Origin of the sequence: Micromonospora sp. AKA38 (assembly GCF_027925725.1) — a bacterium.
Lineage (GTDB): Bacteria > Actinomycetota > Actinomycetes > Mycobacteriales > Micromonosporaceae > Micromonospora.
Genome location: NZ_BNEI01000005.1, coordinates 1,510,523 through 1,530,846 on the forward strand (window position 1 = coordinate 1,510,523; position 20,324 = coordinate 1,530,846).

Consider the following 20,324-nt stretch of genomic DNA (forward strand, 5'->3'; position numbering starts at 1 on the left):
CCGGCCACAGAGGAGATGGCGGACGACGGGCGGCGTCTGGCGCCGGCATCCGGGTCCACGAGCAGGCTAACCCGACCCGCCGCGGCGGGCAACCAGATCACCGGTGCCGCCGGGCCGGACGCTTCGTTAGAGTGAGGGCCCCGCCGCACCGGGAAGGCCCGCACCGTGACTGCTACGACCGTGGTCGACCAGGTCGATCTGGGCGATCACGTCTGCTGGATCCACGACGACGACAGCGACGCGCTGGAGGCCGTCGGTCGCTTCGCCGCAGCCGGTCTCCGCCGCGGCCACAAGGTGGTCTGTTTCACCGAGACGTCGACTCCCCAGGCGGTCCGCCTGCGGGTCGACGCCGTCGGGGTCCCCACCGAGGCCGCCGTGGCGGCCGGGCAGCTGCGGATCCTGCCCGCCCTGGACGCGTTCCCGGGCGCCGGGCGACCCACCCCGGCCGCCCTGGCCGACACGGTCCGCCGCGAGGTCGACCGGGCCCGGCACGAGGGCTACCCGGGGGTACGCCTCAGCGGCGACATGGCGTGGGTGCTGCGGTCCGGCGTCAGCCTGGACGAGCTACGACGCTACGAGCAGGCGCTGGCCCCGCTCTTTCCCGACGGCCGGGTCGCCGGCCTGTGTCTGTACGACCGCCGACGCTTCCCCGCCGAGCAGCTCCGCCTGCTCACCGCCGCCCACCCGGGCACCGCCGGGCCGCTCACGCCGCGCACCTGGTCGCCGCTGCTGCGTGCCTACCGGACCGGGGATCCGCCCGGGTTACGGCTGGTAGGGCAGGTGGACCGCAGCAACCGTGACGCGTTCGTGGCGCTGCTGGGCGAGCTGACCGCCCTGGCCGGCCCGGCCCCGGTGCTGGATCTGACGGAGCTGAGCTTCGCCGACGCCGGCGCGGCCACCGAGCTGGCGCGGGCCGGCCGGGCCAGCCGCACCGGCATCCGGCTGGTGGGATGCCGGCCGGCGCTGGACCGGCTGCTGCGCGTGTTGGACGGCGTGCCGGCCTGAGCGCCGCCACCGGCGCACCGCCCGCCTGGACGAGCGCCGCCGGTGGCCAGGAGCCGGTGGCCACCGCCGGTCGTCGAGGCCGGGCAGGCGGGGTGCTCAGTGACCGCGCGCGATCCACTCGTCCAGGTGCGGCGCCTCCGCGCCGACGGTGGTGTCGTCGCCGTGCCCGGTGTGCACCACCGTCTCCGGCGGCAGCGTGAGCAGGCGGGTGCGGATCGACTCGACGATGAGCCCGAAGTCGCTGTACGACCGGCCGGTCGCGCCCGGCCCGCCGGCGAAGAGCGTGTCGCCGGTGAAGACCACGCCCAGTTCCGGGGCGTACAGGCTGCACGCTCCCGGGCTGTGCCCGGGCGTGTGCAGGACCCGCAGCGTGGCGCCGCCGACGGTGACGGTCTGCCCGTCGGTGAGGTCGCCGTCCGGCGGTGTGTCCGGGTGGACCTGGTCCCACAGCACCCGGTCGGCGGGGTGCAGCAGCACCGGGGCCCCGGTGACGCGGGCCAGCTCGGGGGCGACCCGGACGTGGTCGTCGTGGGCGTGGGTGGCCAGCACCGCGAGCACCCGCCGGTCGCCGACCACCTTGCGGATGGCGGCCACGTCGTGCGGCGCGTCGACCACCACGCACTCGTGGTCGTCGCCGATCACCCAGACGTTGTTGTCGACGTCGAACGTCTGCCCGTCCAGCGAGAACGTCCCGGACGTGACGGTGTGGTCCACGTGCGCGGTCACGGGAAGACCACCACCGAGCGGAGCACGTCGCCGTGGTGCATCCGGGCGAACGCGTCCTCGACCCGGTCGAGAGCGATCTCCTCGGTGACGAACGCGTCGAGGTCGAGCCGGCCCTGACGGTAGAGCTCGGTGAGCATCGGGAAGTCGCGGCTGGGCAGGCAGTCGCCGTACCAGCTCGACTTGAGCGCGCCGCCGCGACCGAACACGTCGAGCAGCGGCAGCTCCAGCGTCATCTCCGGGGTCGGCACGCCGACCAGCACGACGGTGCCGGCGAGGTCGCGTGCGTAGAACGCCTGCTTCCAGGTCTCCGGCCGGCCGACCGCGTCGATCACCACGTCGGCGCCGAACCCGCCGGTGACCGCGCGGATCGCCTCGACCGGGTCGTCCTCGGAGGCGTTGACGGTGTGGGTGGCGCCGAACTTCCGCGCCCAGTCGAGCTTGCGGGAGTCGGTGTCGACCGCGACGATCGTCGTCGCGCCGGCCAGCGCCGCGCCGGCCACCGCCGCGTCGCCGACACCGCCGCAGCCGATCACCGCGACGGAGTCGCCCCGGGTCACGTTGCCGGTGTTCATGGCCGCCCCGAGACCGGCCATGACGCCGCAGCCGAGCAGGCCGACGGCGGCGGGCCGCGCGGACGGGTCGACCTTGGTGCACTGGCCGGCGTGCACGAGCGTCTTCTCGGCGAACGCGCCGATGCCCAGCGCGGGCGTCAGCTCGGTGCCGTCGGTGAGCGTCATCTTCTGCGCCGCGTTGTGGGTGGCGAAGCAGTACCAGGGACGGCCGCGCCGGCAGGCCCGGCACTGCCCGCACACGGCCCGCCAGTTGAGCACCACGAAGTCGCCGGGGGCCACGTCGGTGACGCCGTCGCCCACCTGCTCGACGACGCCGGCGGCCTCGTGACCGAGCAGGAACGGGTAGTCGTCGTTGATGCCGCCCTCGCGGTAGTGCAGGTCGGTGTGGCAGACGCCGCAGGACTGGACGCGGACCACCGCCTCACCCGGCCCCGGGTCGGGCACCACGATGGTGGTGACCTCCACCGGCGCGCCCTTGCGCCGCGACACGACTCCCCGGACTTCCTGACTCACGGCAGTTCTCCTTCGTTCTCGGTCCCCCACCGAACCTACCGCCGATCATGACCGCCGGCGCGACGCCCGCCGGTTGACGTGTGTCCGCTGGGCGGATTGTCCGGCGGCGGGGGTCGCCGGCCCGCTCAGGCCGGCACCGCCACCGGCATCCGTTCGTCGGCCAACCGGCGGCGGGCGGCGTTGCGGTAGCGCAGCACCTGCACCGCCCCGAGCGCCCAGAGCAGGTACTGCACCGCGAACGCCCACCGGAACGCGGACAGCGGCGGGGCGTCCCGGCCGGTCGGGGTGGCCAGGTCGAGCACCACGCCGATGGCCAGGATCAGCAGGATGGAGGCGACGAACCCGCCGACGTTGACGATGCCGGTGGCGCTGCCGATGCGGTGCACCGGGTTGAACGTCCGGGCGTAGTCGAAGCCGATCACCGAGCCGGGGCCGTTGACCGCGAGCACCACGACCAGCGCGACCAGCAGCGCGTGCGGGGCGCGGCCGGGCCAGAGCAGCACCACCGCCCAGACCGCGGCGGTGGCGGCGGTGATGCCGAAGACCAGCACCGAGCGGTGGAACGGGTGCCGGGCGCACAGGTGCGCGACCACCGGGCCGCAGACCAGCGTCACCACGGTCATCAGGGTGAGCAGCCCGGCCGCGGCGGTCGGCGTGAAACCCTGCCCCTGCACCAGGAACGGGTAGCCCCAGAGCAGCGCGAACACCGAACCGGAGAACTGGGCGACGAAGTGCGTCCACAGGCCGAGCCGGGTGCCGGGCTGCGCCCACGCGTCGGCGAGCTGCCGGCGTACCGCCGCCGGGCCGGGCGCCGGCGCGGCGACGTGCGCGGCGTGCGGGGTGTCCCGGACCACGACGAGGACCAGCAGCAGCACGGTGCCGCCGAGCGCCGCCGCGGTCAGGAACGCCGGGGCCCAGCCCGCGTGGTGCAGCAGCGCCACCAGGGGTACGGCGCCGAGCACCGCGCCGAGCTGGCCGATGGTGCCGGTGAGCTGCACCAGCAGCGGGTTGCGCCGGCCCGGGAACCAGAACGCCACGATCCGCAGCACGCTGATGAACGTCATCGCGTCCCCGAGACCGACAAGCACCCGGGCGGCGACGGCGAGGCGGACGTCGGTGGCGACCGCGAACACGAGCTGTCCGGCGACCATGAGCGTGCCGCCGGCCAGCAGCAGTCGGCGTGACCCGTAGCGGTCCAGCAGCACCCCGACCGGGATCTGCATGGCCGCGTAGACGGCGAGCTGCGCCACCGAGAAGGTGGCCAGCGCGGCGGCGTTGATGCCGAAGCGGTCCGCCGCGTCGACCCCGGTGACGCCGAGCGAGCTGCGGTGGAACACGGCGGCCACGTACGCGGTCACGGCCACCGCGTAGATCAGCGCGGCGGGCCGGCGGGCGACGGTCACCGGAGCCTCCCGAGCATGGTGGCGGCGGAGTCGATGTGCCCGGCCACCGCGTCGCGCCACACCGCCGGGTCGTCGCCGTCGAGCGCGGCGAGCTGGGCGGCGTGCTCGGCGAGTGCGACCTCGGCCCAGCCGGGCGAGAGCCGGAAGCCGGCCTCGCCCATCCGCAGTTGCCGGTCACGCAGCCGGTGGTAGAGCTCGGCCAGGATCTCGTTGCCGGCGGCCTCCACGACCGCCGCGTGGAAGGCCCGGTCGGCGGCCATCAGGGCGGTGAGGTCCCCGGCGGCGTGCGCCCGGCGCATCTCGTCGAGCCGGTCGGCCAGCTCGCCACGGAGCGCGGCACGCCGCGGCCACACCCGCTCGGCGGCGTGCAGCTCCACCAGGCGGCGGGCCTCGATCACGTCGGCGGTCTCCCGGGCGGACACCGGCCGGATCAGCGCGCCGCGTTTCGGGTAGAGCTTGACCAGGCCCTCCGACTCCAGCCGCAGCAGCGCCTCCCGGACCGGGGTACGCGACACCCCGGTCGCCTCCGCGATCTCCCCCTCGCTCACCAGTTGGCCGCCCGGGTAGATCTGCTCCAGCACGGCGCGCTTGAGGTGGCGGTAGGCCCGCTCGGCCGCGGACAGGCCGGTCCCGGTGCTGGGATACGTCATGTATCTATGATGGGCCGGGCCGCTCGGGAGTCTCCGCCGGTGTGCCGGACGGTGGCCTGGACCACGCCGGGCGGAGCGTCACCCGCCGGGCGACGCCCAGAAGTCGCGCAGCAGCGCCGCCACCTCGACGGTCCGCTCGATCTGCGGCATGTGCCCGGTGTCGCGGAACAGGTGGCTGCGCGCCCCGGGCAGCCGGGCCCGGGCGTACGCCAGGTGCGCGGCCGGCAGGATCAGGTCGCGCTCGCCCCAGACCAGCAGCGTGGGCAGGTCGAGCGCGGCCACCGCGTCGAGCAGCTCGGCGCGCCAGCGGGGGCGTACCCCGCGCCATGTCCCCAGGTCGCGAACCAGCTCCCGCATCACCCGGGCCGCGTGCGGCTGCCGGGCCACCGCGAGCGCGGTGGCGATCCGTTCCTCGGTGACGTGGGCCGGGTCGACGAAGATGGCGCGCTCGGTGCGGCGGGCGATCGCCGGGTGCGGGCGCAGCAGCAGCCGTGCCAGCGGGGGCACCGCCAGCAGCCGCAGCGCCACGGTCACCTCCCGGCCGAAGCCGGCGCTGTTGAGCAGTGCCAGGCCGGCCGCCCGGTGCGGCGCGTCGGCGGCCAGGCGCATGGCCACCGCCCCGCCGAGTGAGTTGCCGACCAGTTGGGCCGGGCCGGTGACCCCGGCGGCGTCGAGGAACCCGGCGACCGCGCTGGCCAGGGCCGGCAGCGTGTGCGGTCCGGGCAGCGGCGCGGAGCCGCCGTGGCCGGGCAGGTCCACGGCGAGCACACGGTGGTCGCGGGCCAGCGCGGCGTGCAGCGCGGTGAAGTCGTCGAGGGTACGGCCGATGCCGTGCAACAGCACCACCGGCGGCCCGTCGCCGGTGGTGCGGCAGCGCATCCGCAGACCGGCCACGGTGTGCTCGTCGGCCGGCGGCAGCCCGACCGTCACGCCAGGCGTCCCGGCTCCCGCCCGACCGCGCCGTCGGAGACCGACCCGGCCGCGTCGGCGGCACCGGTTGGCACGGGCGCGTCATGCGCACCGACCGGCGGGGCGGTCGGCGCCGGTCGGGGTGCGGGCACCCGGGCGGGTCGCGGGCGCATGGCCAGGGCCAGCACCTTGCCGAAGCCGGCGGGGGCGACGCGGGCGAGCAGGTCGGGCAGCTTGGCCGACCAGCCGATCAGCACCCGGCCGCGCCGCCGCTGCGCACCACGCAGGATGACCTCGGCGGCGACCGCCGGGTCGATGGTCAGCAGCTTCTCGAACTGCCGCCGGCCGACCTCGTACTCCTCCCGGGAGACGCCGCTGCCCACCCGCGCGCTGGCGGCGATGCGGGTCCGGATGCCGCCCGGGTGCACCGAGGTGACGCCGATCCGGTCGTCGACCAGCTCGTGCCGCAGCGCCTCGGTGAACCCACGCACGGCGAACTTGCTGGCCGCGTACGCGGTCTGCCCCGGCGGGGCGATGAGACCGAAGAGGCTGGACACGTTGACCAGGTGGGAGCCCGGCTCCGCCTTGAGCGAGGGCAGCAGCGCGTGGGTCAGCCGCACCACGGCCCGAAAGTTGATCTCGATGACCCAGAGGAACTCGTCCAGTGTGACCTGGTCGAACCGGCCGCCCAAGGCGACGCCGGCGTTGTTGATCAGCAGCCGGATCCGGGGATGCGCGTGGTGGATCTCGGCGGCGACCCGGTCGGTGGCCTCGGCGTCGGCGAGGTCGACCACGTAGGTGTGGATCTCCCGGTCCAGGTGCCGGGCCCGGATCGACGCGACCACCGCGGCCAGCCGGTCGGCGTCCCGGTCGAGCAGGACCAGGTCCGCGCCGCGCCGGGCCAGGCCGTCGGCCAGCGCCGCGCCGATGCCGCTGGCCGCGCCGGTGACGACCGCGGTGCCACCGGGAAAGTCGAGATCACGCATCGGTACCTCCGGAGGCGGCCACGGCCGCGGTGGCCGGCGCGCCGGCACGGGCGAACCGGACGCCGTCGGTCAGCGGCCCGTGCCGCATCAGGCGTACGTCGCGAGGATAGTTCTGGTGCAGCCGCCACGGCGCGCGCGGGCCCTGCTTCGGCAACTGGTCGACCGCGCGCAGCACGTACCCGGACTTCAGGTCGATGATCGGCACGAGATCGTCGGTGTCCGGGGCGAGCGGGGTGACGATCTGCTGGCCGGTGTCGTCGAGGTGGCGCAGCAGCCGACAGACGTACGTGGCGACCAGGTCGGCCTTCAGCGTCCAGGACGCGTTGGTGTAGCCGATCGTCATGGCGAAGTTCGGCACGCCGGAGAGCATCATGCCCTTGTAGGCGATGGTGGCGGCGAGATCGACGTCGGCGCCGTCGACGGTCAGCGTCATGCCGCCGAGCGCCAGCAGGTTGAGGCCGGTGGCGGTGACCACGACGTCGGCCGGCAACTCGTCGCCGGAGGCGAGCCGCAGGCCGCGCTCGGTGAACGTGTCGATGGTGTCGGTGACCACCGACGCCCGGCCCTCGGCCAGCGCGGTGAACAGGTCGCCGTCCGGCACCACGCACAGCCGCTGGTCCCAGGGGTCGTAGCGGGGCGAGAAGTGCCTGTCGACGTCGTACCCGACCGGCAGTCGACCCTTCGCGGCGCGGCGCAGGAACCGCTTCACCAGGCCGGGCGCCCGGCGGCTGAGCTGGAAGTTCGCCACTCCCAGCGTGACGTTCTTCCAGCGCGCCACCGCGTACGCGGTGCGCGGGGGCAGCCAGCGCCGCGCGGCCTCGGCGAACCTGTCGCGCGACGGCAGCGCGACGACGTACGTCGGGGAGCGCTGGAGCATGGTGACGTGGGCGGCCCGCTCGGCCATGGCCGGGACCAGGGTCACCGCGGTGGCGCCGCTGCCGATCACCACCACCCGCTTGCCGGTGAAGTCGAGCCGCTGCGGCCAGTGCTGCGGGTGCACCAGCGTGCCGGCGTACCGCTCGACGCCCGGCAGCCGGGGCGTGTAGCCCTCGTCGTAGCGGTAGTAGCCGGAGTTGGTGAACAGGAAGCCGCAGGTGACCGTGACGTCCTCGCCGGTGTCGTCGCGGCGGGCGTGCACGGTCCAGCGGGCGGTGGCGCTGTCCCACTCGGCGCGGGTGACCCGGTGGTGGAAGCGGATGTGCCGTTCCACGTCGTGCTCGCGGGCGGTCTGCCGGACGTACCGGCGGATCGACTCACCGTCGGCGATCGCCTTCGGGTCGGTCCACGGCTTGAACGAGTAGCCGAGCGTGTACATGTCCGAGTCGGAGCGGACGCCCGGGTAGCGGAACAGGTCCCAGGTGCCGCCGATGGCGCCCCGGGCCTCCAGCACCGCGTAGGTCTTGCCGGGGCACTCGCGTCCCAGGTGGACGGCGGCGCCGATGCCGGACAGGCCGGCGCCGACGATGAGAACGTCGACGTGGTCGGAGGCCATGGCTTCTCCCGTTCTCCCGCGGTGACCGGACCCTATCCACCGCCCCGGACCCCGGTCAACACCCTGTCGAGTGCGATCGACAGGGTGTTGAGCGGGTGTAGCATCGGCCGACATGACCACCGCCCGGACGCCGACCGGCGCCACGCCGAACCGTGGGCGGCGGGCCGGCCGCTCCACCGGCGACGACCGGGAGGTGGCGATCCTGGCCACCGCCGAGCGGCTGCTGCGGGAGCGCGCGTTCGGCGACATCTCCATCGACGACCTGGCGCGGGGCGCCGGCATCTCCCGGCCCACGTTCTACTTCTACTTCCCGTCCAAGGACGCGGTGCTGCTCACCCTGCTCGACCGGGTCACCGAGGAGGCCGACGCCGCCGCCGGCGACGTGCTGGACCGGCTCGCCGAGGATCCGCGCGCCCGGTGGCGGGAGCTGATCGCCCGGTTCCACGCCACCTTCGGCGGTCACCGCGATGTGGTGCTCGCCTGCGCCCAGGTGCGCGGCACCAACGCCGAGGTCCGGCGGCTCTGGGCCGAGGTGCTGGAACGCTGGGTCCGCGCGGTGCAGACCGCGATCGAGATGGAACGCGTGCGCGGCGCGGCCCCGGGCGGGCTGCCCGCCCGGGACCTGTCCATCGCGTTGAACTCGATGAACGAGCGGGTCTGGTACGCGACGTTCGCCGGCGACGGCCCGGCGGTGGCCGAGCGGGACGTGGTCGACGTGCTGCTCGACGTCTGGCTGACCGCGATCTACCGCACCACCACGCCCCCGGTCGGGCCGCCCTGAGCCGTGGTGTGCGCACTAGCGCCGCCGGGCGAACTCCATGATCCAGTTGGTTTCCCAGGTGCGTTCGCCGTCGGTGGAGAAGGCCTGCTCCCAGCGGCAGGAGGCAGGGGTGATCGCCGACCAGAGGAACCGGCAGCGCACCGGCCGTCCCTCGTCGGAGTCGTCGGCGTGGAACGTGCCGACGCCGTCGGTGAACCGGCCCACCACCGGCGGCAGCTCCAGCACCCCGCGGCGGCTGTTCATCCAGTAGATCGACCAGAGGCCGGTCGCCGGGTCGAGGAGTCGCACGGTGGAGCCGGAGAAGCCCCGGCTCGGGCAGCGCATCTCGTCGAAACTGCCGGCGCCGTCGAAGAACGACCGTGCCTCGCTGACGCCGGCGAACTCGTCCCAGTCGTCGCTGCCCACGTGGCGCTCGCGCAGCCGCCGGTTGGTCACGTCCCAGGCGCCGACGAGGAAGTCGAAGTCGCCCATCAGCGCCCCACCGGGCCCTCGGCGCGGGTGTCGGCCAGGTAGCCGGCCAGGTCGGGTTCGTCCGGCGCGAGCAGGTGCCGGACCCAGGCGGCGCGCTCGTGCTCCAGCACGCCCAGCTCCCAGACGCAGCCGACGCCGGGCCGCGTCAGGTCGACGAAGTGTGCCGGGTCGTCGTCCGGACAGGCCAGCGCCGGTTGCCCGGCGATCGCGATGTGGCACTCGACGACGTTGTCGAAGAACCAGCTGTACGCCAGCAGGTACGCACCGGTGTCCGTGCCCCGGTGCAGCACCGTCCAGCTCACCGGCGGCGTGGCGCCGTCCGGGTCGGGCAGCAGCGCCGGCAGGTACGCGTACGCGGCGGTGACCACCTCCGGTTCGAGACGGCGTTCGGGCTGGTCGATGTGGTAGCGCTTGACGTGCCGGCCGGCGACCTCGACGGTCCCCGGCACGGTCAGCTCCTTGTCGTGGAAGGCCATGCGCGGACGGTAGGGCCACTTCCCTGACAGCTAGTGTCAGCGGAATGCGGGCCAGTCGACTCCTGTCCATCCTGTTGCTGCTCCAGGCGCACGGCCGGCTCACCGCCGCCGACCTGGCCACCCGGCTCGACGTGTCGGCGCGCACCGTCTACCGGGACGTCGAGGCGCTGCACGCGGCCGGCATCCCGCTGTACGGCGCGGCCGGACACGCCGGCGGCTACCGGCTCGTCGACGGCTGGCGGACCCGGCTGACCGGGCTCACCGCCGAGGAGGCCGACCGGCTGCTCTTCGCCGGGCTTCCCGGGCCGGCCGCCGAGCTGGGCTACCAGTCGGTCGCGGCGGCCGTGCAGCTCAAACTGCGGGCCGCGCTTCCCGCCCCGCTGGCCGACCGGGCCGCCCGGCTGGAGCGACGGTTCCACCTGGACACCCCGGGCTGGTACTCCGACGGGGACCCGTCGCCGCACCTGGCCGCCGTGGCCGAGGCGGTGTGGCGGGAACACCGGATCCGGGTCCGCTACCGGAGCTGGCGCGAGGAGGTGACCCGGGTGCTGGAGCCGTACGGCCTGGTGCTCAAGGGTGGCCGCTGGTATGTGGTCGCGGCCCGCCCGGATCGTGCCGGGCCGGCCACCTACCGGATCAACCAGATCCTCGACCTCGCCCCGCTGCACGAGCCGTTCGAGCGGCCGGAGTTCGACCTGCCGGAATGGTGGCGGGCGCACGTGGTCGCGTTCCGGGCCGGGCTGCACCGGGACGAGGCCCACATCCGGCTCTCCCCGCGCGGGCGGGAGCGGTTGCGCGAGATCGGCAGCGACGTGGTGGTCGTCGCCGCCGAGGCGAGCGCCGGCCCGCCCGACGCGGCGGGCTGGGTGCGGGCCGTGATCCCCATCGAGTCGCTCACCCACGCGCACGGTGACCTGCTGCGGCTCGGCGCCGACGTGGAGGTTCTCTCCCCCGCCGACCTGCGCGCCCGCCTGGCCGGGACCGCCGCCGCGCTGGCCGCTCTCTACTCCTCGGCCGCCCCCGCTCCGGCCGCCCGTTGACCAAGGAGTTCGCGTCCGGGGTCGAGGCCGACCGTGACCCGAACTCCTTGGTCAACCTTGGTCCCGAAGGCGGACGCGGCCCGCCGTCTAGGGTCGGGGGCGGGTAGACCCGGCTCGCGGCGCGTCGCGTAACGCCTCGGCCAACAGGTCGTAGGTCTCCTGGATCGCCTCCGCCGCGCTCGGCACCACAAGCGTCCCCGGGCGCAGGCGGACCACGTCCATCAGGCGGTCGTACATGGACCCGAGCATCACGGGCCCGCCACCCCGCTCGATGAGACGTTGGTGGTGCAGGATCCACGGGTCGGCACTGCCCCGGACCCGGCGGCCGAACCGTTCGATCGCCGCCTCCCGGTCGTCGAGCAGGACGACCTCGCGAAACGTCGCGCCGTGCCGACGCGCGAGCGCCTCGACCCCGGTGATCTCGTCCACCGTGGCGAGGTACTGCGGGAGGAGGACGTCGTGTCCGCCCGCGAGGTGGGTCTCCGCCATCGCCCGCACCAGCGCCCACCCCATCGGCCACGTGTCGATCGCGTCATCCTGCCACCCGCCGACCAGACGTTGGACGGTGTCGACGTCGAGGTGCAGGACACCGGGATTCCGGTCGGCGTAGAGCGCCGACAGGGTGGACTTGCCGATCCCGGGCGGGCCGTTCAGATGGACGAGCCGTGCCACCCCGCGTCACCCCCGTCCCGGCTGCCTCTGCGCGTCATCGTCGCATGTCAGGTGCCCACGTCGGTCGAGACGGTGATCGGGCCGCTCTCCGGGTGGTGGCAGGCGGTGAGTTGGGTGCCGCCGTCGCGGGTGGTCAGTGCGGGTGTCTCGGTGGCGCAGCGGTCGGTGGCTTTCCAGCAGCGGGTGCGGAAGCGGCAGCCCGATGGCGGGTTGAGGGGGGTGGGGACGTCGCCGGTGAGGCGGATGCGGCCGGCGGGGCCGAGGGTGGTGACGTCCGGGATGGCCGACAGCAGCGCCCGGGTGTAGGGGTGCTGCGGCCGGGTGTAGATGGCGTCCCGGTCACCGATCTCGACGATTCTGCCGAGGTACATGACCGCGACGCGGTGGCAGAAGTGACGGATCACGGCGAGGTCGTGGGCGATGAACACGAACGCCAGGTCCAGGTCGCGTTGCAGGCCGCGCAGCAGGTTGATGACCTGCGCCTGGATGGAGACGTCGAGGGCGGAGACCGGCTCGTCGGCGACGATCAGCTTCGGTTCCAGCGCGAGGGCGCGGGCGATACCGACGCGTTGACGTTGCCCGCCGGAGAACTCGTGCGGATACCTGTTGTAGTGCTCCGGGTTGAGCCCGACCAGCTCCAGCAACTCCTGCACCCGCCGCTTGACCCCGCCGGGCGGAGTGATCCCGTTGACCTGCAACGGCATCGCCACGATCCGCCCGACGGTGTGCCGCGGGTTCAACGACGCGTACGGGTCCTGGAAGATGATCTGCAAATCCTGCCGCAGGTCACGCAGATCCCGACGACCGACGTGGGTGATGTCCCGACCGGCGAACGTGATCGACCCGCTGGTGGGCTCCAACAACCGCACCAACATCCGCCCCGTCGTGGTCTTCCCACACCCCGACTCCCCCACCAGACCGAGCGCCTCACCCGGCCGCACGTCGAAGTCCAGCCCGTCGACCGCCCGCACCGCCCCCCTGCCGCGCAGCCCGTCCCGCACCGGGAAATGCTTCGTCAGCCCGCGCACCGACAGCAGCGGCTCGGTCTCGGTGCTCATCGGGCCACCCCCACCCGGGCGATCTCGTCGCGGTAGATCCGCTCCCGGTCCCCCGCCGACAGATGACAGGCGACCAGGTGCCCCGACTCACCGGCGTTCCGCAACCCCGGCGCATCGAGGCGGGAACGGTCGTCGGCCCACCGGCATCGCGGATGGAACGCGCACCCCGACGGCAGATTGATCAACGACGGCGGATTGCCGGGAATCGGCACCAGGTCCGCGTCACCGTGCAACGACGGCACGGACGACAACAGACCCCAGGTGTACGGATGCTGCGGCGAGCGCAACACCCGCGCCACACTTCCGTGCTCCACCGCCCGCCCCCCGTACATCACCAGGACGTCGTCAGCCACCTGCGACACCACACCCAGATCGTGGGTGATCAACACGATCGCCGAGCGGAACTCCTCCTGCAGATCAGCGAGGAGATCCAGGATCTGCGCCTGCACCGTCACGTCCAGCGCCGTCGTCGGCTCGTCCGCGATCAGCAGATCCGGGTCGTTGACCAGCGCCATCGCGATCATCGCCCGCTGCCGCATCCCACCGGAGAACTCGTGCGGGTACTGCTCGAACCGCTTTGCCGGCTGCGGGATGCCGACCCGGTCCAGCATGTCGACGGCCCGGCTGCGGGCCTCCCGCTTCCCCGCCCTCGGGTGATGCACCCGGTACGCCTCCGCGATCTGCCGCCCCACCGAGTAGTACGGATGCAGCGCCGACAACGGATCCTGGAACACCATCGCCATGTCCCGGCCCCGCAGCCGCCGCACCTCTTCCTCCGGCAGGCCGACAAGCTGACGCCCGCCCACCGAGATCTCCCCGGAGATGACCGTCCGCCTCGCGTTGTGCAGACCCAGGATCGCCAGCGAGGTCACGCTCTTGCCGGAACCGGACTCCCCCACGATCCCGAGCGTGCGACCCCGCTCGACGGCGAACGACACCCCGTCCACGGCCTTGACCACGCCGTCCTCGGTGTCGAACCGCACCCGCAGATCCGTGACGCGCAGGTACGGGTCCCGCGGCATCCGATGCTCGACCATGTCGACTCCTCCCGCTCAGCTCAACCGGACGCGCGGATCGATCACCGCGTACAGCACGTCGACGACGATGTTGGCGACCACGATGAACACGGCCGCCAGCAGCACGGTCGCCATCACCACCGGCAGGTTGAGGAACTGCACCGCCTCCACGGTGGCCTTGCCGAGTCCCTGGAGGCCGAAGATGGTCTCGGTGATGAAGGTGCCGCCGAGGCTGGTGCCGATGTCCAACCCGGCGATGGTGACGATCGGGGTGATCGCCGCGCGTAACGCGTGCCGGGTGTGCACCTGCCGCGCCGACAGTCCCTTCGCCCGGGCGGTACGGACGAAGTCCTCCGACAGCGTCTCCAGCATCTGCGCGCGGGACAGGCGCGCGTAGAGCGCCGAGTTGAGGAAACCCAACGTCATCCAGGGCAGGACCAGTCCGACCGCCCAGCGGACCGGGTTCTCGGTCAGCGGGGTGTAGCTGGGGAACGGCAGCAGCCCGGTGGAGTAGACGAGCAGGTAGAGCAGGATCAGGCCGAAGAAGTAGACCTGCATGGACGCCCCGGCGAGGGTGAGGCCGATGGCGGCCCGGTCGAACGCGGTACCGCGGCGCAGCGCCGACACCATGCCCAGCGAGATGCCGAGGGCCAGCCAGAGCACGGCGCCGCCGAGGACGATGCTGAACGTCACCGGGGCACGCTGGACGACGATCTCGGTGACCGGCTGGTTGTTGCGGAACGAGAAGCCCAGGCAGGGCGCCGGGCAGTCCTGCCGGAAGTCGCCCTCGCCGTAGCTGCGGCCGGCGAAGACGCCGTGGACGAAGTCGGCGTACTGGCGGGGCAGCGGCCGGTCGATGCCGAGCCGCTGTTCGACCTGGGCGATGTCCGCGGCGGTGCAGTTCTTGCCGCACATCACCTTCGCCGGGCTGCTCGGCACCGCGAAGAACAGTCCGAACGTGACCAGGCTGACGACGACCAGGGTCAGGACGGCGACGAGCAGTCGCCGGAGAACGAAACGGAGCACGGAAACACCTCCCCCGGGTGGGGCGGGGGCGACCGGCGTGGCCGCCCCCGCCGACGGTCACTGCTTCACGTGGATCCCGTTGAGCGAGATGATGCCGAACGCGTCGCTGAGGAAGGCGTTGCCGACCTTGGAGCCGTGCAGTTCGTAGGTGGCGTCGTAGTAGCAGGGCACGACCGGGGCGTACTCCTGCATGATGGTGCGGTCGAGGGCCATCCAGCCGGCGTCCTGCTCGGCGGCGGGCCGGCTGCGGACCCGGTCGATCTCCGCGCCGATCGACGGCTCGTTCAGGTACGACAGGTTCTGGTTGCCCTCGGCCACGATCTCCCGGCCGTCGTAGACCGGCGGGATGATCGTCGAGCCGGACGGGAAGTCCGAGCCCCAGCCGCTGAGGTAGATGTCGTACGGGTTGTTCCGGCGGCCGATCTCGTCGTAGTAGCTGCTGTTGTCGATCGGCTTCATCACGATGTCGAAGCCCATGTCGGTGAGGTTCTTGCGCAGCGCCTCGGCCTGCTGGGTGCGCAGCTCCAGGTTGGAGTGGGCGAGCACCAGCTTGGGACGCTTGCCGGCCAACAGCTCGGTGACCTTCGCCCGGTCGCCGGTGACCGGCGCGTTGAACAGGTCGTACTTCTGGAAGCCGGCGGTGGTCGGTGACATCAGGGTGGTGGCCGGGGAGCCGGCGGCCTGCCCGCCGAGCACCTTGAGCAGCGCGTCCTTGTCCACGGCGTAGTTGAGCGCCCGCCGGACGGCCAGGTCGGTGACCCGCTGCGTGTTGATGCTGAGCACCCAGGTGTACTGGGTGGGGCCCTTGACCACCCGGTCGGCGACGCCGGAGCCGGTGGTGCGGGGCAACACGGACGGTGGCACGTCGGCCCAGCTCAGCGCCGTCTGGTCGGCGGGTCCGTCGGCGACCAGGCGTTCGGAGATCTGGGCCTGCTCCAGCCCGAACGTCACCCGGATCGCGTCCGGGTACGCGTTGCGGATCGGGTCGGTCGCCGCGTCCCAGTGGGGGTTGCGTTCCAGTTCGAGCGCCACGTCCCGCTGGTAGGACTTCACCCGGTACGGGCCGGACGAGAACGGCCGCAGGTCGTAGTTGGCCCGGGTGTCCTTGGCGGCCGGCACCGGCGCGCTGGTGGGCAGCGCGGCGGCGTACGGCAGGTCGCAGTGCGGCTGCGGGAACGTGAACCGGATCGTCCTGTCGTCGGGGGTCTCGACGCCGTCGGGCATCGGCCGGCCCCCGTCGTACGGTCCCTGGTAGCTCGCGTTGTAGGTGCCGCCCGGGTAGAGCCACTGCTGGATGTAGTGCGGGCCCTCGTTGAGCGCCGGCGCGAACGACCGGGCGATGCCGTGGGCGACGTCCTTGCTGGTCACCGCCGAGCCGTCCTCGTACTTCACGCCGTCGCGGAGGGTGAACTCCCAGACCTTGCAGTCGTCGTCGACGTCCTTGCCGGGGTTGGTCGCCAGGTCGCCGACGAGCAGCAGCTTGCCGCTGCCGTCCTCCTTGTAGCCGTTGAGCGCCCGGTAGAGCTGCCCGCCGGTCACCTGTTGCGTGTTGACGTAGTTGCGGGCCGGGTCGAGGTGTTCGAAGTCGGCCGGCTGCATGACGGTCAGCGTGCCGCCCCGGGCGGCGCCGTCGACGGGTTTCGCCGGGCCCTGGTTGTCGGCGGCCTGGTAGGAGATCGAGCCGCTCTGGGTCTTCGTCTGCTGGTCCTCGCCGTCACCGCCGTCGGTGGTGGGGCTGCAACCGGCGGCGACCAGCGCCGCCGCGGCGAGGACACCGGTCAGTGTCCGGGTTCGGGTACGCACGGAGTGCTCCCTTCCTGCCCGGCGGCCCCCGCCGGCCGGGCATGTGGTGGCCGGGTGGGACTACCGGGTGGAGCGGGGATCCAGCGAGTCGCGCAGCGCGTCACCGAGCAGGTTGAACGCCAGGACCAGCAGGAAGATCGTCAACCCGGGGAACAGGGTGTACCAGGGGTCGCTCGCGACGTAGCCGATGCTGTTGAAGATCATGCGGCCCAGGTCGGGCGTGGGTTCGGTGACGCCGATGTTGACGAAGGCCAGCGCCGCCTCGATGGCGATGAACTGGGGCACCATCAGCGAGACGGTGACCAGGATCGGCGCCCAGATGTTCGGCAGGAGCTGCCGCAGCAGGATGTGCCCGGTGCCGGCGCCGGCGGCGCGGGCCGCCTCGACGAACTCCCGCTCCCGCAGCGAGATCACCTGCCCGCGGACCAGCCGCGCGGTGTACGTCCAGCTGAACAGCCCGAAGGTGGCGACGATCAGGGCCACCCGGAACGCCGGCGACGGGGACTCCCGGTCGGAGTAGAAGCGGTCCTGGAGGATCGGGATCACCGCGAGCGCGAAGATGAGGAACGGGAACGCCAGCGTGAGGTCGACCAGCCAGTTGACGACGCTGTCCAGCCAGCCCCGGGCCCAGCCGGCCAGCACCCCGACCGCGACCCCGATGACCGAGGCCAGCAGCGCCGAGGCGAACGCGATGAACAGCGACGTACGCAGGCCGTACACCAGCTGGAGTGCGATGTCGCGACCACTGCCGGGTTCCAACCCGAGCCAATGGTCGGTGTTGATCCCGCCGGCATAGCCGATCGGCATTCCGAAATCGTTGAGCCGGTCGACGAACTTGTCCGTGGGGTCGATTCCGGTGAGGTGGCCCAGCAGCGGCGCGCCGAGCGCGACCACGGCGGCGACGGCCAGCGTCACGGCGCTGGCCCGGGCCGTGCGGTCCCGCTTCAGCCGCAGCCAGGCGAGCTGGTTGGGCGACCGGCCGACGATCTCCGGGCGGCCGGCGGCGGTTCCGGCCACCGGTTCCGGAGCGGCCGGGTCGACGGGTGTGGCCACCGACGGCGGATGGGAAAGGTCGCTCATGAGGATCCTCCCGGGGAACGAAAATGTCCCTGCCATCTGACGGTAATGCGAGTTGGAACGGTGAAAAGAATCGTTACGGTAACGGCCGTTCCGGTTGTCGGACATCGACAACGATCTGGCCTACGGAATGCATCGGCGCAATAACGGCGCTATCCGGTTGTCAACCGTTCAGCCATTCGTGCCGCTGATTCTGCAATACGTTGCCACGGATCACGGCCACGGTTGTCACCCGTTCAGCCATTCCGCGCCCCGGCCGGCGCCGGTCATGCGGTTGACCGCGTTCTCCGCCCGATTCGTCGCCGCCACCCCCGTGATCACCGGCGGAGACGCCCGGGTGGGGTGCGGGACGGGGGCGGGGTGGGCGGACAATGGGGCCGGGCGGGGCTGGGCGTGCGGAACGGGGACAGCGTGGTGACGACCGAAGGGGTCGGGGCGGGCGTGGGTCGGGAACTGCGGGCGGACTGCGCGCGCTGCGCCGGGGTCTGCTGCGTCGCGCCGGCGTTCGCCGCCTCGGCCGACTTCGCCGTCGACAAACCGGCCGGGCAGCCCTGCCCGAACCTGCGCGCCGACTCCCGCTGCGGCATCCACTCCGAGCTGCGGGAACGCGGCTTCCCCGGGTGCACCGTGTTCGACTGTTTCGGCGCCGGCCAGCACCTCACCCAGGGCACGTTCGCCGGCCGCGACTGGCGGGCCGATCCGGTCACCGCACGGCGGATGTTCGACACGTTCGCCGTGTTGCGGCCGTTGCACGAGCTGCTGTGGTACCTGACCGAGGCGGTGCGGATCACCCCACCCGGTCCACTGCGCGACGACCTGGTCGCCACGCTCGACGAGACGGGCCGGCTCACCGACGGCACGCCCGACGACCTGCTCGCCGTCGACGTCGACGCCCACCGGGGCCGGGTCAACCGGCTGCTGTCGAGCGCCGGCGAGCGGGCCCGGGCCGGCCGCGCCGGCCCCGACCGGCGGGGTGCGGCGCTGATCGGCGTCGACCTGCGCCGCGCCGCGCTGGCCGGGGCGAACCTGCGCGGCGCCACGCTGATCGGCGCGGACCTGCGCGGCGTACGGCTCGGCGCCGCCGACCTGACCGGCGCCGACCTGCGCGGGGCGGATCTGCGCGGCACCGACCTGAGCGGGTGCCTGTTCGTGCACCAGTCCCAACTCGACGCCGCCCGCGGCGACCAGCGCACGCTCCTGCCCGCCGGCCTGCACCGCCCCACCCACTGGTCCCCCACCCCGCTCCCCACTCCCACCCGCCCGTCCCGCCGCCGCCCCCGGTGATCAAGGAGATCGCCGAACCTCCCCACGCGCTCCCGCGCGACCAGCCACCCCGCAGCGCACGCCGGCGTGTTGACCAAGGAGTTCGCGTCGGGAAGCCCGCCACGTCGAGACGCAATCTTCTTGATCGACGACCACCGGCCGGGGGTGGGGTGGGGGGTGGGGTGGGGTGGGGTGGGGTGGGGTGGGGTGGGGTTTTGGTGGGGGTGGGGCGGGTAGGCGGCGGCACGGGTCGACGCGATCGGGAGGCGCAACGATGGGATATCGGGCACGCGACGGTGAGGAACCCGTCGACCCGGCGCACGCCGAGGACGCCGCCGGTCAGGCCCGCCTGGTGCAGGTCGCGGCGGACACGGACGTGCCGGCCCCCGCCCCGGACACGCCGGCGCCGGACGAGGTGACCGAGGACGACGGGTCCGGGATGGCCGGCGGAGCGTCCGGCAGCAGCTCGGGCGGCTCGTCGATGCCGACCCACCCCGACGCGGCCCGCTGAACGTTTGCCGTCACCGCGGGCGGGCAGGAGTGCGACATGACCAGTGAAGAGTCCTTCGGCCGCGCCGCCGGCGACGAACCCGACGGCGCCACCGCCCACGAGGCGTCCCTACGCCCGCCGGGCGAGTCCCTGCACACCACGAACGACACCGGCGACGACTTCGCCGACCTGCCCGCCGAGGACCGCCGCTCGGCGCAGGACACGAGCCGCGCCGGCTACGACGTCGACGCGGTCTCCGGCACCGGCGACCCGGCCGACGAGCCGGAGGAGATCGAGGAGGGCCGGCCGCTGCGCTGAGCCGCGCGCGGGGCGGCCGGTGCGCCGGCCGCCCGCGCCTCGGTCATCCCCCGGTTGGCCAGCGCGTCGGCGCGTTCGTTCTCCGGGTGCCCGTTGTGGCCCTTCACCCACAGCCAGGTGACGTCGTGGCGCGCGCAGGCGGCCTCCAGCCGCTGCCACAGGTCGGCGTTCTTCACCGGCTGTTTCGCGGCGGTGCGCCAACCGTTGCGCTTCCACGCGTCCAGCCAGCCGGTGATGCCGTTGCGCACATAGGTGCTGTCGGTGTGCAGCCGCACCGTGACCGGCCGGGTCAGGCTCTCCAACGCCCGGATCGCGGCGGTCAGCTCCATCCGGTTGTTGGTCGTCGCCGTGGCCTCGCCGCCGCACAACTCCCGCTCGTGCCCGCCCCAGCGCAGCACCGCGCCCCAGCCGCCCGGCCCGGGGTTGCCGCTGCACGCGCCGTCGGTCCAGATCTCCACGACCCGGCCGCTCTCCGCCTCCACCATGCCCGGCAACCTACCCGGTACGCCGCCCGACCCGACCGCCCGGCCCGCGTGCCGGGGGCCCCGGCGGGACCACCCGCGGCGCGTCGCCCGAC

The 20,324-nt window shown here is 73.2% G+C and carries 22 protein-coding genes; 6 read left to right on the top strand and 16 right to left on the bottom strand.

Annotated features, from left to right (window positions below):
* Positions 1-165: 165 nt before the first annotated feature.
* The gene (locus TPA0908_RS23655) at positions 166-1,005 is read left to right on the top strand and encodes an MEDS domain-containing protein (RefSeq protein WP_281941378.1); all 840 of its coding nucleotides are present in this window, start codon (positions 166-168) and stop codon (positions 1,003-1,005) included.
* A 96-nt stretch (positions 1,006-1,101) separates the two neighbouring features.
* Here TPA0908_RS23655 and TPA0908_RS23660 read toward each other — a convergent pair whose 3' ends face one another.
* From TPA0908_RS23660 to TPA0908_RS23690, 7 genes are all read right to left on the bottom strand, one after another.
* A complete protein-coding gene (locus tag TPA0908_RS23660; RefSeq protein ID WP_281941380.1) occupies positions 1,102-1,731 on the bottom strand; it encodes an MBL fold metallo-hydrolase in 630 nt (209 codons plus the stop codon).
* A complete protein-coding gene (locus TPA0908_RS23665; protein WP_281941382.1) occupies positions 1,728-2,816 on the bottom strand; it encodes an S-(hydroxymethyl)mycothiol dehydrogenase in 1,089 nt (362 codons plus the stop codon). The genes TPA0908_RS23660 and TPA0908_RS23665 overlap by 4 nt, the downstream gene beginning before the upstream one ends.
* A gap of 125 nt (positions 2,817-2,941) precedes the next feature.
* Positions 2,942-4,219, bottom strand: a complete 1,278-nt coding sequence (locus TPA0908_RS23670; RefSeq protein WP_281941383.1) for an MFS transporter — start codon at positions 4,217-4,219, stop codon at positions 2,942-2,944.
* Positions 4,216-4,869 (bottom strand): GntR family transcriptional regulator, encoded by a 654-nt coding sequence (locus tag TPA0908_RS23675; RefSeq protein WP_281941385.1) that lies wholly within the window; start codon positions 4,867-4,869, stop codon positions 4,216-4,218. The genes TPA0908_RS23670 and TPA0908_RS23675 overlap by 4 nt, the downstream gene beginning before the upstream one ends.
* 78 nt (positions 4,870-4,947) lie before the next feature.
* Entirely contained in the window at positions 4,948-5,799 is an 852-nt protein-coding gene (locus tag TPA0908_RS23680; protein ID WP_281941388.1) for an alpha/beta fold hydrolase, read from the bottom strand.
* Entirely contained in the window at positions 5,796-6,764 is a 969-nt protein-coding gene (locus TPA0908_RS23685) for an SDR family NAD(P)-dependent oxidoreductase (protein WP_281941390.1), read from the bottom strand. Before TPA0908_RS23685 ends, TPA0908_RS23680 begins: the two co-directional genes overlap by 4 nt.
* Entirely contained in the window at positions 6,757-8,256 is a 1,500-nt protein-coding gene (locus TPA0908_RS23690) for a flavin-containing monooxygenase (protein WP_281941392.1), read from the bottom strand. Before TPA0908_RS23690 ends, TPA0908_RS23685 begins: the two co-directional genes overlap by 8 nt.
* Positions 8,257-8,368: 112 nt before the next feature.
* On the opposite strand from TPA0908_RS23690, the gene TPA0908_RS23695 reads away from it, so the two are divergent.
* Entirely contained in the window at positions 8,369-9,037 is a 669-nt protein-coding gene (locus tag TPA0908_RS23695) for a TetR/AcrR family transcriptional regulator (protein WP_281941394.1), read from the top strand.
* A gap of 15 nt (positions 9,038-9,052) precedes the next feature.
* Here the strand turns inward: TPA0908_RS23695 and TPA0908_RS23700 are convergent, their stop codons facing one another.
* Positions 9,053-9,508: a hypothetical protein gene (locus TPA0908_RS23700; RefSeq protein ID WP_281941396.1), complete on the bottom strand. Its 456-nt coding sequence runs from the start codon at positions 9,506-9,508 to the stop codon at positions 9,053-9,055.
* The gene (locus TPA0908_RS23705; protein ID WP_281941398.1) at positions 9,508-9,984 is read right to left on the bottom strand and encodes a hypothetical protein; all 477 of its coding nucleotides are present in this window, start codon (positions 9,982-9,984) and stop codon (positions 9,508-9,510) included. The genes TPA0908_RS23700 and TPA0908_RS23705 overlap by 1 nt, the downstream gene beginning before the upstream one ends.
* Before the next feature lie 44 nt (positions 9,985-10,028).
* Here TPA0908_RS23705 and TPA0908_RS23710 point away from each other — a divergent pair, with 44 nt between their 5' ends.
* Positions 10,029-11,024: a helix-turn-helix transcriptional regulator gene (locus tag TPA0908_RS23710; protein WP_281941399.1), complete on the top strand. Its 996-nt coding sequence runs from the start codon at positions 10,029-10,031 to the stop codon at positions 11,022-11,024.
* 87 nt (positions 11,025-11,111) lie between these two features.
* On the opposite strand, the gene TPA0908_RS23715 is transcribed toward TPA0908_RS23710, so the two are convergent.
* Genes TPA0908_RS23715 through TPA0908_RS23740 form a run of 6 tightly spaced genes read right to left on the bottom strand, consistent with a single transcriptional unit; the run spans position 11,112 to position 17,679 of the window.
* On the bottom strand, positions 11,112-11,696 hold the full coding sequence (locus TPA0908_RS23715; RefSeq protein WP_281941401.1) for an AAA family ATPase: 585 nt from the start codon (positions 11,694-11,696) through the stop codon (positions 11,112-11,114).
* A gap of 47 nt (positions 11,697-11,743) precedes the next feature.
* A complete protein-coding gene (locus TPA0908_RS23720) occupies positions 11,744-12,754 on the bottom strand; it encodes an ABC transporter ATP-binding protein (protein WP_281941402.1) in 1,011 nt (336 codons plus the stop codon).
* A complete protein-coding gene (locus TPA0908_RS23725; RefSeq protein ID WP_281941403.1) occupies positions 12,751-13,791 on the bottom strand; it encodes an ABC transporter ATP-binding protein in 1,041 nt (346 codons plus the stop codon). Before TPA0908_RS23725 ends, TPA0908_RS23720 begins: the two co-directional genes overlap by 4 nt.
* Positions 13,792-13,806: 15 nt before the next feature.
* Complete coding sequence (locus TPA0908_RS23730; RefSeq protein WP_281941404.1) at positions 13,807-14,796, bottom strand: ABC transporter permease; 990 nt, start codon at positions 14,794-14,796, stop codon at positions 13,807-13,809.
* Between the two features lie 57 nt (positions 14,797-14,853).
* Positions 14,854-16,599, bottom strand: a complete 1,746-nt coding sequence (locus tag TPA0908_RS23735) for an ABC transporter substrate-binding protein (RefSeq protein ID WP_281941406.1) — start codon at positions 16,597-16,599, stop codon at positions 14,854-14,856.
* Between the two features lie 60 nt (positions 16,600-16,659).
* On the bottom strand, positions 16,660-17,679 hold the full coding sequence (locus TPA0908_RS23740; RefSeq protein ID WP_281941408.1) for an ABC transporter permease: 1,020 nt from the start codon (positions 17,677-17,679) through the stop codon (positions 16,660-16,662).
* 411 nt (positions 17,680-18,090) lie between these two features.
* Here TPA0908_RS23740 and TPA0908_RS23745 point away from each other — a divergent pair, with 411 nt between their 5' ends.
* The 3 genes from TPA0908_RS23745 to TPA0908_RS23755 all read left to right on the top strand — a co-directional run bounded on the left by TPA0908_RS23745 (position 18,091) and on the right by TPA0908_RS23755 (position 19,747).
* On the top strand, positions 18,091-18,960 hold the full coding sequence (locus tag TPA0908_RS23745; RefSeq protein ID WP_281941410.1) for a pentapeptide repeat-containing protein: 870 nt from the start codon (positions 18,091-18,093) through the stop codon (positions 18,958-18,960).
* 253 nt (positions 18,961-19,213) lie between these two features.
* Positions 19,214-19,450 carry a preprotein translocase YidC gene (locus TPA0908_RS23750; protein WP_281941412.1) on the top strand — a complete coding sequence of 79 codons (237 nt, stop codon included), beginning with the start codon at positions 19,214-19,216 and terminating at the stop codon, positions 19,448-19,450.
* Between the two features lie 36 nt (positions 19,451-19,486).
* On the top strand, positions 19,487-19,747 hold the full coding sequence (locus TPA0908_RS23755) for a hypothetical protein (RefSeq protein WP_281941414.1): 261 nt from the start codon (positions 19,487-19,489) through the stop codon (positions 19,745-19,747).
* Here TPA0908_RS23755 and rnhA read toward each other — a convergent pair.
* A complete protein-coding gene (rnhA, locus tag TPA0908_RS23760) occupies positions 19,666-20,232 on the bottom strand; it encodes a ribonuclease HI (protein WP_281941416.1) in 567 nt (188 codons plus the stop codon). The two genes, TPA0908_RS23755 and rnhA, sit on opposite strands and share 82 nt — an antisense overlap.
* Positions 20,233-20,324 lie beyond the last annotated feature (92 nt).